The 14,587-nt window shown below is 44.5% G+C and carries 14 protein-coding genes; 3 read left to right on the top strand and 11 right to left on the bottom strand.

The window, feature by feature from the left end; all coding sequences use genetic code 11:
- Positions 1-902 precede the first annotated feature (902 nt).
- Positions 903-1,382 carry an MgtC/SapB family protein gene (locus HC752_RS10685; protein WP_190335109.1) on the bottom strand — a complete coding sequence of 160 codons (480 nt, stop codon included), beginning with the start codon at positions 1,380-1,382 and terminating at the stop codon, positions 903-905.
- Positions 1,383-1,498: 116 nt separating this feature from the next.
- Positions 1,499-2,521, bottom strand: coding sequence for an EF-P beta-lysylation protein EpmB (gene epmB / locus HC752_RS10680; RefSeq protein WP_190335108.1), 1,023 nt, complete (start codon positions 2,519-2,521; stop codon positions 1,499-1,501).
- A 32-nt stretch (positions 2,522-2,553) separates the two neighbouring features.
- Between epmB and efp the strand changes: the two genes are divergently transcribed.
- Positions 2,554-3,120, top strand: coding sequence for an elongation factor P (gene efp / locus HC752_RS10675; protein WP_190335107.1), 567 nt, complete (start codon positions 2,554-2,556; stop codon positions 3,118-3,120).
- 253 nt (positions 3,121-3,373) lie between these two features.
- A complete protein-coding gene (locus HC752_RS10670; RefSeq protein ID WP_190335106.1) occupies positions 3,374-4,054 on the top strand; it encodes a nitroreductase family protein in 681 nt (226 codons plus the stop codon).
- A 47-nt stretch (positions 4,055-4,101) separates the two neighbouring features.
- On the opposite strand, the gene HC752_RS10665 is transcribed toward HC752_RS10670, so the two are convergent.
- From HC752_RS10665 to frdA, 7 genes are all read right to left on the bottom strand, one after another.
- Entirely contained in the window at positions 4,102-4,533 is a 432-nt protein-coding gene (locus HC752_RS10665) for a DUF3015 family protein (RefSeq protein WP_190335105.1), read from the bottom strand.
- A 12-nt stretch (positions 4,534-4,545) separates the two neighbouring features.
- The gene (locus HC752_RS10660) at positions 4,546-6,291 is read right to left on the bottom strand and encodes an Lnb N-terminal periplasmic domain-containing protein (protein WP_446751435.1); all 1,746 of its coding nucleotides are present in this window, start codon (positions 6,289-6,291) and stop codon (positions 4,546-4,548) included.
- A 252-nt stretch (positions 6,292-6,543) separates the two neighbouring features.
- Positions 6,544-7,524 carry a histidine ammonia-lyase gene (locus HC752_RS10655; protein ID WP_190335104.1) on the bottom strand — a complete coding sequence of 327 codons (981 nt, stop codon included), beginning with the start codon at positions 7,522-7,524 and terminating at the stop codon, positions 6,544-6,546.
- Between the two features lie 357 nt (positions 7,525-7,881).
- A complete protein-coding gene (frdD, locus tag HC752_RS10650) occupies positions 7,882-8,259 on the bottom strand; it encodes a fumarate reductase subunit FrdD (RefSeq protein ID WP_190335103.1) in 378 nt (125 codons plus the stop codon).
- A gap of 10 nt (positions 8,260-8,269) precedes the next feature.
- Positions 8,270-8,653 (bottom strand): fumarate reductase subunit FrdC, encoded by a 384-nt coding sequence (gene frdC, locus HC752_RS10645; protein WP_190335102.1) that lies wholly within the window; start codon positions 8,651-8,653, stop codon positions 8,270-8,272.
- Between the two features lie 2 nt (positions 8,654-8,655).
- Positions 8,656-9,414, bottom strand: a complete 759-nt coding sequence (locus HC752_RS10640; RefSeq protein WP_190335101.1) for a succinate dehydrogenase/fumarate reductase iron-sulfur subunit — start codon at positions 9,412-9,414, stop codon at positions 8,656-8,658.
- The gene (gene frdA / locus HC752_RS10635) at positions 9,414-11,219 is read right to left on the bottom strand and encodes a fumarate reductase (quinol) flavoprotein subunit (RefSeq protein WP_190335100.1); all 1,806 of its coding nucleotides are present in this window, start codon (positions 11,217-11,219) and stop codon (positions 9,414-9,416) included. Before frdA ends, HC752_RS10640 begins: the two co-directional genes overlap by 1 nt.
- A 319-nt stretch (positions 11,220-11,538) precedes the next feature.
- On the opposite strand from frdA, the gene epmA reads away from it, so the two are divergent.
- Positions 11,539-12,513, top strand: coding sequence for an elongation factor P--(R)-beta-lysine ligase (gene epmA, locus HC752_RS10630; protein ID WP_190335099.1), 975 nt, complete (start codon positions 11,539-11,541; stop codon positions 12,511-12,513).
- Between the two features lie 332 nt (positions 12,514-12,845).
- Here the strand turns inward: epmA and HC752_RS10625 are convergent, their stop codons facing one another.
- The gene (locus tag HC752_RS10625; RefSeq protein ID WP_190335098.1) at positions 12,846-13,733 is read right to left on the bottom strand and encodes a DMT family transporter; all 888 of its coding nucleotides are present in this window, start codon (positions 13,731-13,733) and stop codon (positions 12,846-12,848) included.
- A gap of 66 nt (positions 13,734-13,799) precedes the next feature.
- Positions 13,800-14,513, bottom strand: a complete 714-nt coding sequence (locus HC752_RS10620) for a glycerophosphodiester phosphodiesterase (protein ID WP_190335097.1) — start codon at positions 14,511-14,513, stop codon at positions 13,800-13,802.
- Positions 14,514-14,587: the final 74 nt, after the last annotated feature.

Genomic DNA, 14,587 nt, shown 5'->3' with positions numbered 1-14,587 from the left:
AAGGCTAGGAACAATATATAGGGGGACGTTTTGATCCATCTTCTAATGGGGGCGATCAACAGGAACAAGCTAAACAATAAATAAATTTGCAGTAATACTTCTATAAACCAAACGGTGACACCATCAGCGTAGTCTGGACCGATATAGTTGCTGATGAGTAAGATGCTATAAGGATGAAAACGCCCAAGTAATATATTAATTAATATTAAGTATAGACATGTTGGCAGAATGATTTTAAGCAGAAATCGATTATAGGTTATAAAGCAATGGCTGATCTCGGCACGTGCAGATTGAAATTCACCTAGCTTGAATTTTGGCACGGTATATTTGACAAAATTGAAACCGGATAGGCAGATCAAATATAAGGCACCTCCAAGTAGGCTGGCAAATTCAAAGTGACCTGCGACGATAGCGAAAATAGAGAAAGCTCTTAGAAGTAAAGCCAAATCATATCGAACTAGCATCGAAAATGTATCCTGTTTTAAAAATTGGGTACATTGTTCTATAAAACAAGACATCTCTATTTATGGTTTTTGACTCATTTTTAAGATGGGAGTTGTCAATCGGTGGTAATGAATTTTGTTTAACTAAGCATTAGTTCTGTAGAGGTGGTCCTAAATTTTGATTGAAATGGTTTCCTGAACTAACGAAAGTAATGCGCAGCGTTTTGCAGTTAGCAGCATTGGGTATTGATCTTATGTTCACAGCAGGAGAAATGGTGGCTGAGTCACCTAAGAAAGCCACACCAGCGGTGTCTAATATGGGCGGTATCATCTCAGCCTCCTCTCTTCTGAATGAAAAGAGCCTCGTCACATGTGCAGCACAAGAAATCGATTCATCCTTCAATAGGTTTGTACCCGAAGAGATGATTCAATTCACAAGCCATTCAAATCACGGCTGTGCTATTTCTTCTTGTGTTTATCCATCGTTCGATGGACGCCTCTGCGTAAGCTTATAAAACTGCTTTCCAGCTTATCGACACCGAGTAAGACGGAAAGCACGAGAATTGTAACTAATATTGCTTGTTGACCAAAGCCCAAGCCTGTCATTAGCCCCAACGCAGCTAACACCCAAATGACGGCGGCAGAGGTAACCCCGTGTATCTTGCCTTCCAACGTCATCATTACGCCTGCCCCAAGAAAGCCAACACCGGTAATGATCTGCCCAAGTACCCGAGCTTGATCCAAGGTGTTAGGGGAAAGATAGATAGCAAGTGACATGAAAAAGTAGGTTCCGGAAATGATCAGGATGGACGTTCTTATTCCAACGGGTTTTCCCCGAGTTTGGCGTTCAATTCCTATCAATGATCCGCAGATAGTACAGCAAAGTAGTCCCCACCATGAGAAAGGACCTAAGTCTAACCATTTAGATAATTCTGTCATGCAATTCGCTCCTCAATAAGGGGCAAATATTAGGTTAAAAAAGAAAGAATGGATCGTTTTCGTAGACGAAATATTTTTGTGGTTTCGACAACAAATATTTGCCAATGTCAGAGGCGTTATTCCAAATGCAGATCCAGCGGTGTTTTGCTTTTACGTCCACCAATTTCGCGCGTCAGTTTTGGAACCAGATACCCAGATACTTCTTCCATCAATTGAGACATCAGCACCTTGGCGTCCTTATCGGGAACCAAGAAATGCGCAGCACCTTGCACTTTATCTAATACATGAAGGTAGTAGGGAAGTACGCCGGAGTTAAACAGGGCTTCACTCAGTTTGATCAGGGCTTCAGCGTTGTCGTTGACCCCTTTAAGCAGGACGCTTTGATTAAGCAGTGTCACACCAGCCTGTCTCAGCTTGGCAAGGTAGGCGGTCAGCTCACCGTCGATTTCATTCGCGTGGTTAATGTGCGTCACCATCACTACATTTAAGCGGCTTCCACGAAGGAGATAACAAAGTTCGTCGGTAATACGGGATGGGATCACCACGGGTAATCGAGAGTGGATCCGCAGCGTTTTAACATGTGGTATTGTTTCAATTCGAGAGATAAGCCATTCCAGTTCGCTGTCTTTTGCCATTAAGGGATCGCCCCCAGACAAGATCACCTCATTGATCTCATCGTGCTCTGCAATGTAAGCCAAATTGTGTTCCCAAACCGACTTGGATCCTTTGTTGGCTTGGTAAGGAAAATGACGTCGAAAACAGTATCGGCAGTTGATCGCACAACCGCCTTTTACAATCATCAGAACGCGGTTTTTATATTTATGCAGCAGACCGGGCTGATCGTTGTCTTGCTCTTCCAGTGGATCCGACGAGTACCCCTTATGAACCTCAAACTCGTCCATCAGGGGAAGCACTTGCCTGAGCAAGGGATCGTTAGGGTTTCCCTTTTCCATTCGATGAACAAAGCTTTGTGGTACACGCATCGCAAACAGTTCGCGTGCGGCTAATCCTTTTTGCCAAGGGGTAGGGTCGATTTCAACCGCTTGCAACAACTGGTGAGGATCGGAGATCGCATTCGCTAATTGTTTGAGCCAGTTTTGCTCAACAGAAACAGCTTTTCGGGTTATGATGTGCGGCATTAAATTGAACTCGAAGATGGTAAGAGGAAAAAATGGCTACTGTTAGCACGAATGAATTTAAAGGCGGTCTTAAAATTATGCTTGATAATGAGCCGTGTGTCATTCTCGAAAACGAGTATGTTAAGCCGGGTAAAGGTCAAGCATTCAACCGCGTAAAAATCCGTAAGTTGCTTTCTGGTAAAGTTTTAGAGAAGACGTTCAAGTCGGGCGACACGGTTGAAGTCGCAGACGTCATGGACATCGATCTGGACTACCTATACAGCGACGGTGAATTCTACCACTTCATGAACAGCGAGTCGTTTGAGCAAATTGCAGCGGACCTGAAAGCCGTTGGTGACAACGCTAAATGGCTGGTAGAAAACGACACCTGCATGATTACGCTTTGGAACGGAAACCCAATTGCCGTCACACCACCAAACTTTGTAGAGCTTGAAGTCACTGAAACAGATCCGGGTCTGAAAGGCGATACTCAAGGTACAGGTGGTAAGCCAGCAACACTGGTCACGGGTGCGGTTGTTCGTGTCCCTCTGTTCATTGCTATCGGCGAAGTCATTAAGGTTGATACGCGTAACGGCGAGTACGTGGGTCGCGTAAAGTAACCGTTACTTAATGGAAGACAAACCATGACAGAGTTGCTCTTTTGTGAGCGGTTTTTAGGTTCTGTATCATCAATATTATTAAATGCGCCTCGGTGGCGCATTTTTTTGTCTCAACTTCTAACGTTGGTTTTAGTTTCATTGTGACAAAAATTGAATAACGCTCTCAGTCTCACTCCCTCACAATCACAAAGCTCGTTTTTGTCTTTTATTTCTCGCTATAGTAACCCGTTAAATAAAAAAGTAAGGAAACAGCATGTCTGAAGAATCTCAATTGCCACTGGACGATTTTATTGAATACTCAGTGGAAGAAATGTCGAAACGCGCCAATCAAAACTACGATCTCATCAAGCGTCGTCACTCTATTCGTCAGTTTTCCGATCGCCCCGTGCCGAAATCCATCATTGAAAGTTGCATTAAAGCAGCAGGAACGGCACCAAGTGGAGCGAATCATCAACCTTGGCACTTTGTGGCCATTAATCGTGCAGACGTAAAAGCTCAAATTCGTCAAGCGGCAGAAGAGTTAGAGCAGTCTTTTTATCAAGGCAGAGCTGGGCAAGAATGGCTTGATGCGCTTAAACCACTAGGAACTAACGCCAGCAAGCCTTACCTTGAAAAAGCACCGTGGCTAATTGCCGTATTTTCTCAGAAGCGTGGTGGAATGGAGAATGACGAAAGCCAAACCAACTACTACGTGCATGAGTCGGTTGGTATTGCGACAGGTTTTTTACTGCAAGCCCTTCACAATGCAGGGTTGGGTACGCTTACCCACACACCAAAACCCATGAGTTTTTTGAGCAAGATATGCGGACGCGACAATAACAACGACCGCCCTTACATGTTGATCGTAACTGGCTATCCTGAGGAAGGTGCTACTATTCCGGAACACGCTACAAACAAGAAATCGTTGTCTGAGATATCGACGTTTATAGAATGAAAAAGGTCAGCGATTTGCTGACCTTTTAGCAATAAATTTAGGGTGTTTTAGATATTTGCTACAACTGCATTGTAGTAAGCTTGCGGTGCGGCATCGATTTGAGTAGCCATCTCAACGCGCACTTTTGAGATTACGCTTGCTTGAGCGTTTTTCTCTACTTCTAGGATATCCAACATTGCACTTAGATGTTCGCCTTCACCTTGGCTGGTTTCTTCTATAATGCGGTCATAGTTGTCTTGAATGAATTTAGCCGCTTCTACTCGTTTTCCTTCGCAGCTTTCTTGTGAAGATATCTTAGATGAAACCGCCGTAGTACCTAGATCCCAAATTACGTTTGAGATCGCGGCTGCTGTGCCATTGTCATTAAAGATCATCGCACCAATACCACAATGTGTCCAAGGGTTGATACTGTCTTCTGCCATTGCGTTGCCAGTGAAAAGTGATGCAATAGTTAATGCTGTTACTGTGATTTTTTTCATGTTGTTACTTATCTACCAATAAAATGAAAGAGACCCTGAGTACTCATATGAGTCTTGATGCTTAACTTGAGCGCGGAAATCAAAGTTCTTGTGACTGAAAAACCTATGTTCCCAATTTAAGTAATTTCCATAAGATTCCATAGAGCTTAGGGATATGTGATGTCCTATTTTTAGAGACATCGCCCAGTTGGGAGTTACATTGAAAATCCCACCGATTTCGGGACCACTTTTTATGTAGCCCCCAAATTTGTCTGTGCTTCTTATCTCTGTCGAAATAGCAGTATAAGCAGCAAAATAATTATTCAGGCTCGTCGCCTTACCTATAAATCCATCTACGTAAAAAGATGAACAGCTCTGGCAAGTTAAGCTATTCGCTTTGTATCCGGAGGAAAGTCTCCATGCGATACCGCTATCGAGCGGTAAACCTGTTTTCGAAGTATTAAGGTTAGTGATGTTAAATAGGATGAGCTCTCTTAAGGACCATGCACTTTCTGAGTGTAAATAACGTACCCGAACATCGAAAACTTCTAATTCAGAGAAAGGGATTCTTGCTGCATTGATGTTCAAAAAGTCGTAGTAGTTAGCTCTGAACCTAAATTCAGATGCAAAACCAAGGGATTGATTGTATACGCTGCTTACTTGGAAAAGTGCAGTATCTTGTGATGCGTGTGGTGGTGGGGGATTTTGTTTTTCCCAATCTGTGTTACCTGGACTCAAAGTAAATCTTTGTCTTAAAAGCTGCTTTCTTGACTCTTCTTGCCGTTGAGTCAAACCAGACTTTTTACTCTCTATAAAAGCATAATAATCAAATAATGTATCAATGATCTGTTTGGCGGCATAATCTTCATATGGCTTTAGATGGTCTGGAATTGCGTTTGGTTGAGCATCGATAATGATTTCAACGGTTTGTTTTTGATTTTGGTTTAGTTGAAAGAATTTATTGTAAAGATCTTGTTGCCTTGAACCATGATAGGTAATGGATGCTATATCATCATCGTTAAGCAAGCTCACCATATCATAAGGCATAACCCATAATTTATTGGTTTTGTGTAAAGGTCTACCCATTAACATTTCAAGCAGCTTTGCCAATTGGTAAGCGCAATTTTCTGTAAAGAAATAATATGTTTTCTTTGTTGTTTCCAGTTCCCAAAAATGTGCGAGTAGAAAGGTAACATCCTGTTTGGGAAGCTTTAGCTCATATTCCCATAGGTCACGAAGCTCAGATTCGTTATAAAGCAAATTCTGATGGTGATACATTTGATTTGCATAGTGACCATCGTATCCACCCGTTATTCCGTTATAGATATACTCAAGTTTATTGTCAGAATCAGGCACTATAGCGCCATAGCTAAACGTATGATCTAAAAGCTTGTTGTTTTTCAGTTTGTTAAATTTGATCATTACGTGACCAAACATGGATGCTGGGTTTCCAAGATAACCAGAGGCGTACACAAGACTGACTGAATCAGCTTTGAATTCATTTAAATAGTTAGAATAATGAATGCATTCTACTTCAGGTAATGATTTCAGTCCTAGGTTAGACATTAAGTACAACTTTCTTGCGGGAAACTTGCATTGAGAAGTCGGATCTGTGTAAAACAACCTAATCGTTGCTTCTAATTCTTCTTGTGGGGAATACTTTCCATTGGGTGCTAGAAAGAATGATTCAGTGTTTATGGCACTACTTTCCCTATTATAATGAAGTAATAAGTGCCACATGTCTGAGTGATGAAGATCTTGAAGTGATGCTTGCTCTATCGCTCTCTGGATAGTATCGGAAGATACAAAGGTGGTTTTTGACCAAGACGAAAATGGAAGTAGTAGAGCTACGAGGAAAATGAACTTTATGTAACTCAAACTAATACCAATATTCACGAAAGGAAATGCTTTACTCTATATATTCACGTATTTAATATCAACTTAATGTTAATGGATAATGAAATAGAAACACATAACTATTTGTAACTATTTATAACTATTTGTGATTGAAAATACCGAATTCTATGCTCGTTATTTATTTGCGAAGAAGTACGTATCCAAATAATCATTCAAGGGTTTAAACGCTGGGTTCGCCCATGTTAAGTACATGTTGGGACCATCCTGTGGGTACAGACCAGACACAATGTCTCCTTTATTGATAAAAGGGGAGCCTTGGCTGCCAATGAGTTCGCCGCCGCCTGCATTTTTGGTGGAGTCTACTTTGTATTCGTATAGCAGTCCGAGTAAAACACCGGCATTTAGGTTGCTGTGTGTCTTTTCATGCAATGTATCTACGATGCCTCCAGAGTGGATGGTTCCCTCTTTCTTGCAAGGGGTTGGTGTCCCGAGTGCTCGGTCGGCATTGAGTTGCCCGTTCCCATAGAGGCATTCATTCAGGTGCAGTGCCTCAAAATTTTGTTGTGCTGCGGTTTGTTGGTAAATGTTCAATTTGATTTTAAAATCGTGGTAGGCATCGTTGAGCTCACTGCCCACCAAAGTATGACCATTCCCATCCACATAATAATCAAATACCTGCATGAGTTTTTGGTATGTCGTGAGTTGCAGTGTTTCGTCTTTGCCACTCTGGGTGTAAAGCCACTCTAATGCTTGTATTTGCTGAGTTGCGGAAGCCAGTGCGATGGCAAACGGATGTTGGTGAGATGCATGGGTCGGTTTGGTGGTCAGAATGCCAATCACAATCGTTTTATTATTGAATGACTGATGAACGTCATGGTTTGCCCAACGGACAAAATTTTCAGCCTGTTTTACGGCTCGTTGATGCTGTTCTTTCGTGACAGTTGGGTCGATGGCTAATACATAAATGCCTTTCTCAAAGTCACAGTTAGGGATATCTGCAGCTGCTTGGCAATGATTGATTTCCGAGTAAACCTGTACGGCAGTATCCGTGACATCTGGCTGAGCCATCTCATGATGAAGGGGATTGGGCTCTATTTGGCAGCCGGAGAGCATCCAAGTACAGATTAGAGTCAGAAAAACAGATGGTTTGAACATTACACTTACTTTTTAAAAGGAAGCAATTTGTGCTTCGGTTCCAATGAGAACCAGAACCTATTTATCCTGAGCGCAGGTTGTTTAGGCTATGGTGAATGTGTCAAAGCTCTGGCAAATAACCAGTCTTTATTTATGCTTTTCCTTGATTCTTTATCCAGCTCAATTTGCTGATGGTGAAAACTGAGTGTGTCTATGTTCAACAAATAAGCAATAGAGGGCTTTAATCGATAAGCGACGAGATTATAGTGAGTAAGTGTTCAGGTTTATAGAGTGAAAATTGTACGTATTTGTAAGTAAGCTTATAGGCTTTTCTTATGGAAGAGGTGAAAGGGAGGGAATCTCCCTTTCTTTTTTGGCTCAAATTATGAGGATAAATACAATGGAAAGTGCCGTTATAAGACCAGAAAATGCATAGCACGCAACTTTCCCAACAACACCAGTATGGAGTTTCAAATCGTGCATTCCATGATGAATTCGGTGCATTGCGTGCCACATCGGTAAGGAAAGGGTGCCAATGATAAAGAGTGCGCCAATGAAGCTAGTGGCGAACTCTGATACACGCTCGTAGTTGAGTGCTTGAGCGTCAATTATGCCGAGTGGCACTAACACACCAAGAATGAAGATGGTCATTGGGGTAATCATCGCAAACCACGTTCCCCCAGCACCAAACAGCCCCCACCAAATTGGTTCGTCGGAGCGTTGAGGCGTTTTGTTAATCGAATAATTGGGTTTCATTTTATGCTCCTTATAGCACGATGAGTGCGATCAGAGAAATCATGGCAACGGCTGCCCATTGACCTACGACGATGAGCTTCTTCTCGACGGGTTTTCCTTTCAAGCGAATGGGCATCACTTGCGGCATCATGCTGAAAAATGTTTGAGCATGCAGCAGGCTGCCCGCCAGTGCAACGATGTTAATGGCAACAACAAGCGGGTTTGCCATGAAGACCAGCCAGCTTTGCCAGGCTTCTGGTCCTTTGACTAAAGCGCCTAATCCAAAAGTGAGGAACACAGTAAAAAGTACCAACGGCAGTACTGTAGCCTCCCGAAGCATATAGAACCGGTAGAAGGGATGGTCTTTCCACCATGTTCGTTTGATTTCACGAACATAAGGTTTGCGGTTACTCATGGTTATGCCTCCTTTTCTACTGGTGTGTCTTGTGGTTTCAGCATCGCGATAACAAAATCCATAGACGACGCCACCTTGCCTTGGTTTACTGCCGCTGCCGGGTCGACGTTTTTAGGGCATACATCAGAGCAGTAGCCCACAAAGGTGCATCCCCAAGCGCCATTCTGACCATTAATGAGCCCCATACGCTCCGCTTTACCGTGATCACGGCTATCAAGGTTGTAACGGTGTGCTAACGTTAATGCCGCTGGTCCTATAAATTCTGGGTTAAGCCCAAATTGCGGGCAGGCTGCGTAACAAAGCCCGCAATTGATGCAGCCAGCAAACTGCTTATACTTTGCCATTTGCTCTGGCGTTTGGATGTTTGTGCCATCTTCGGGTTTACGGTCGTTGCCAATAATGTAGGGCTTGATGGCTTCGAGGCGCTCAATAAATGGAGTCATGTCCACTATCAAATCTTTTTCGATGGGGAAATTCGCCAAAGGCTCGATTTTTATGCCATCGGGGTAATCTCGTAGGAAGCTTTTGCAGGCTAGTTTGGGCACACCATTGACCATGATCCCACATGAACCACAAATCGCCATTCGACACGACCAACGGTAAGACAGCTCTTTGTCCAAATGATCTTTCACGTAGCCTAAAGCATCGAGTACCGACATGGTTTCATCGAATGGGACGTCAAAGGTTTGAAAGTGAGGCTCTGCGTCTTTTTCAGGGTCATAACGCAGAATGTCGACTTTTTGAATGCGAGTGGCGGACATTATGATTGCTCCTCTGTTTCTCTAGCGGCTTCCACTGCCGCGGCTTTTTCTGCGGCTTCTCCGTACAAACGTGCTTTTGGCTGTGACTTGGTGATCGTCACTTCGCTGTACTCGATCGTGGGCGTCGCATTGGGCTGATAAAAGGCAAGTGAGTGCTTTAGGAACCGTTTGTCATCTCTTCCTGTACAACCATCATCTAAACGTTGATGAGCCCCACGAGACTCTTTACGCAGTATGGCGGAATGCACCATGGCTTCGGCGACTTCTAACCCATAGCCGACCTCAATGGCATACAACAAATCGGTATTAAACACTTTACCTTTGTCTTTAATGCTGATGCGCTTGTAACGCGCTTTAAGTTCTGCAATTTTGTCAATGGTGGCTTGCATTAAATCTTCTTGGCGATAAATACCACAGCCAGCTTCCATGGTATGACCCATTTCGGTACGAATATCCGCCCAGTTTTCATCGCCTTCTTGATTCATTAATGCTTGGATTCGTGCTTCTACGTCATTGACCTGTGATGCGATAGACTCTTCATTCCAACCTTTGAATGCCTCGATATGCTTCACGGCGTTTTCGCCAGCGACTCGGCCGAAGACCACAAATTCAGCCAGAGAGTTGGACCCCAGTCGGTTTGCACCATGCAACCCAACCGACGCACATTCCCCGACGGCAAACAAACCCCTAATGCGCGTTTCGCAGCCTTTATTGGTTTCAATCCCCCCCATGGTGTAATGGACGGTCGGTCTGATTGGAATAGGTTCTTTGGCGGGGTCGACGTTTACGTAGGCTTTGGCCAACTCGCAGATGAAAGGTAAGCGCTCTTGCAGGTACGCTTCTCCAAGGTGGCGAAGATCGAGGTGCACCACATCGCCCATAGGGTGCTTAATGGTGTTGCCTTTTTGTTGCTCATGCCAGAACGCTTGGGAGACTTTATCTCTTGGTCCCAATTCCATGTATTTGTTTTTGGGGTGACCAACTGGGGTTTCGGGCCCCATGCCGTAATCTTGCAAATAGCGGTAGCCATTTTTATTGACGATAATACCACCCTCGCCGCGGCAGCCTTCGGTCATTAAAATCCCAGTGCCCGGCAAACCAGTAGGGTGGTATTGCACAAACTCCATATCACGGAGCGGGACACCGTGGCGGTATGCCATCGCCATGCCATCGCCAGTTACAATGCCGCCATTGGTGTTGCAGTGATATACGCGACCAGCCCCACCGGTGGCTAAAACAACGGATTTGGCTCTGATCACGACCAGCTCGCCTTCTGACATATGAATCGCAATTACACCTTGAATGTCACCGTCATTGACCAACAAATCGACCACAAAATACTCATCAAACCGATGGATGTTGGTGTACTTCATCGAGGTTTGGAACAGAGTGTGCAGCATGTGGAAGCCCGTTTTATCGGCAGCAAACCACGTACGCTCGACTTTCATGCCACCAAATCGTCGCACGTTCACTTCACCGTTTTCTTTACGACTCCAAGGGCAACCCCATTGCTCCATTTGGATCATTTCACGCGTGGCATTTTCAACGAAGTATTCCACTACATCTTGTTCACACAACCAGTCACCACCGCCAACGGTATCGTTGAAGTGGTTGTCGAGGCTGTCCTCGTCTTTGATAACGGCTGCGGATCCCCCTTCCGCAGCAACGGTATGAGAACGCATGGGATAGACTTTAGAAATAAGAGCGATGTCTAATTCTGGGTTTGCTTCAGCAGCAGCGATTGCAGTGCGGAGACCAGCGCCGCCAGCGCCGATGACTGCGATATCTGTGGTTATCGTCTGCACAGTTACCTCCGGTTAGTAACAACAAATGCAAAAACGACAGCGCACATCTTGCGGGCCGTCCTTGCTGGATTCTGTTGAATCCATTAATCCTAAAAAACCTTGATTCCTATAGGCATACTAAATGAGCTCAAATACGGGAAAATTGATTCATTTAGGTTTTTGCTTCGCTAATGCAATCAAAGACATATAACATCTAAAAAGTGTGACTTTTATCACTGTTATTCGACGCATCTTAGTGGAGAAAGAAGAAGAATCGACTCTGGAAGAGACAAGAGCACAGGGCTAAAATGGTGCGCTTAACAACTTATAGAGAAACTGTATGCCCACGAAGAATTGGCAACCGACCGCTGACATAGCGCAATTGAAGCAACGCGCAGAATTGATTGGGAAAATACGAGCGTTTTTTCAACGCAGGGATGTGTTGGAAGTCGATACACCTGCGATGAGCCATGCAACGGTGACAGACATTCACTTGCATACCTTTCAAACTCAGTTTGTAGGGCCACACTATGCCGATGGGCGCTCTCTCTATTTAATGACCAGCCCGGAGTTTCATATGAAGCGCCTGCTTGCAGCGGGGAGTGGCTCGATCTATCAGATTTGTAAGTCGTTTCGAAATGAAGAAAATGGGCGACTCCACAACCCCGAGTTCACCATGCTGGAATGGTATCGAATTGACTTTAACCACCACGATCTGATGGACGAAATGGATGAGCTGCTTCAGCTTACCCTTAGGTGTAAAAAAGCGGAGCGCATGACTTATCAGAATGCCTTTTTATCGGTATTAGGCGTGTGTCCACTTGAAGCCTCTATGGATACGTTGAAACAATCTGCGGACGTCTTGGGTTTGAGTGATATCGCACAACCAGAAGAAGACAGAGACACCTTATTGCAGTTGTTGTTCAGTGTTGGCATTGAAAATAAGATAGGGCAGGATGCCCCTGTATTTGTATATGATTTTCCCGCATCTCAGGCAGCTCTCGCCAAGATCAATCAACACGATTCGAGGGTAGCGGATCGATTCGAAGTGTACTTCCAAGGCATTGAACTGGCGAATGGGTTTCATGAATTGGATAACCCCGAAGAGCAGCTATCGCGATTTGAACAAGACAATAAACAGCGAATCGGCATGGGCCTGAATGCTCAACCGATTGATTATCATTTAATTGATGCTTTAAAAGCGGGGTTACCGCAGTGTGCTGGTGTCGCGTTGGGGATCGACCGTTTGGTGATGTTGGCTTTGGGTGAAGACCACATTGATCGAGTGACAGCGTTTTCGTTTCCACGAGCCTAGCTCATGAGCTCCCTATACATCGAGATAAGAACCTAATTGAGTACATAAACAAAAACCACCAAAGCGGTGGTTTTTGTTTATCACAATGTATATTTAGTATCGACAATTCAATAAGTAGCACTTACGTTGAAACAGGTAACTCAACTTGTCGACACAGTAATGTTTTCGAAGTAGGAAGCTTCGATACCTCATTACCCAAGGTATTTAGGATTCAAGGTCGGGATTGAGCTGTACTCTCGTTCCACAGACAAGGTCAATATATCGCTAAAACATTATTAATGCAAATAGTTATCAATAGCATTGGTGCTGTTTTTTAAGAATGAAGAATATGGCTAAGTGACGAGAATGCCAGCCCCTATTACGGCTAAAATTGCGCCTATCCAAGCATAGGGGTTAGGACGCTGTCGTGTATAGACCCACAGTAACGGCAACACCATGATAGGGGTTGTTGAAGAAAGCAGCGCCACCATGCCGACATTGCCGTCTCGCAAGGCATACAGAATCAGTGTCATGCCTACTGCCATCGCCAAAAATCCATTAGTGGCGCATATCCCAAGGATTCGTAAGTTGATGGGCTTAATCGGGCGAGAAAGCTTGGCTCCCGTCATTCTAAATGCGCAGTGCGCAAGAAATGCCGCAATCATACGAATCGCCGACGCCGCAACGGGATCGATGTTTCCCTGCATGACGGGCTTGGCAATGATCCCACCTAAAGCCTGACAAATTGCGGCGAGCAATCCTAACGCGAGTCCGATATAAACACTGCCTTGTATTACTTCCCACTCGTGCTGACCTTGTTTTTTCTTACCAAAGAAAATGGCGGTCATCACGCCAGAAAAAACCAGCACTGATCCGAATAGTTCAGCTCCGCTTAAGGTTTCGCTGAATATCCAGTACCCAAGAATGGCAGAAAACACGGCATGGCAAGAAAAGAGCAAGCCCGCTTGCCTTGGTCCCATTCTGTTCATACACGCAAAAAGAGCGGTATCCCCAATGAATATGCCTATCAGCCCAGACAACGCCATTGGTAAGATGTGCTCGTTGGTTATGGTTGCCCACCCCCCCGTAAAAAGCGCCATAATAATGAGAATGATGGAAGTACATCCCATCCGCCATCGACTATAGGAAAAGGAGCCTAAATGTCTCGCGGGGGTAACCGAGATCACGCTGGAAATTGCCCAGAGAAAGGCGGCGGCTAAGGCAAGCCATTCGTATGACATTGTGTTTAAAGACTTAGGTGGTTATAAAAAATTCACTATGCCTTAATTGCTGGTCAACAACTAGCTTTATTTCCAGTGAAATTTGGGGGGCTGTGGGAAGTGATCTATCGCGTTACGTGGACAGTCACAGAATACGCCATCCACACCGATTTTGTTCAACCACTGCCAATCTTCAAGCTGATTCACCGTGTAAACATAAACCGAAAGACCCCGTTGTTTGGCGTCTTTGACATAATCTTCATCTATTACGTCAAGGCTGATGTTTATGGATGAAGCGTTCAGCGCCTCTGCAAACGCTGCTTTATCAAGGCCTTTTGTGCCGGTCAAAGCACCAATAAGCACGCTTGGCTTCGATCGCTTAATGTTGGCAAGCCACTCATGATTAAAAGAAGAAACAATCAGTTGGTGGTGAGAGAAGTGGAATTGTTCCATCGCCAGATCGAGATGGTCATAGAGTAACGAGAGATCCGACATGCCTTTTAGCTCGATATTCAATGCACATTGACCTTTTACGAGCGCGAGAACTTGTTTTAATGTTGGGATCTTCTCGCCGTTGCCCGCATCGAGCTTACCTAGACTGTCGCGATCAAACCACGTTAGTAACCCTAAACCATTCGTGGTTCGATTAAGCCATTTGTCGTGGATAACCCAAAGTTCGCCATCGTGTTCATGAACATCCAATTCTATTGCAGGCGCACCACTATCCAGCGCGGCTTGAAAAGCGGACAAGGTGTTTTCAGGGTGAGTGGCGCGTGCACCTCGATGGGCAATGATGATCATGTGTGGGCTCCGTCAGATCAGTAAAATATCCACATCGCAGAGTATACGATCCCAAGACCGATTATGCCCATGAT

The sequence above is a fragment of the Vibrio sp. S9_S30 genome (assembly GCF_014694455.1).
Lineage (GTDB): Bacteria > Pseudomonadota > Gammaproteobacteria > Enterobacterales > Vibrionaceae > Vibrio.
This window is presented reverse-complemented; position numbering and strand designations above follow the sequence as displayed.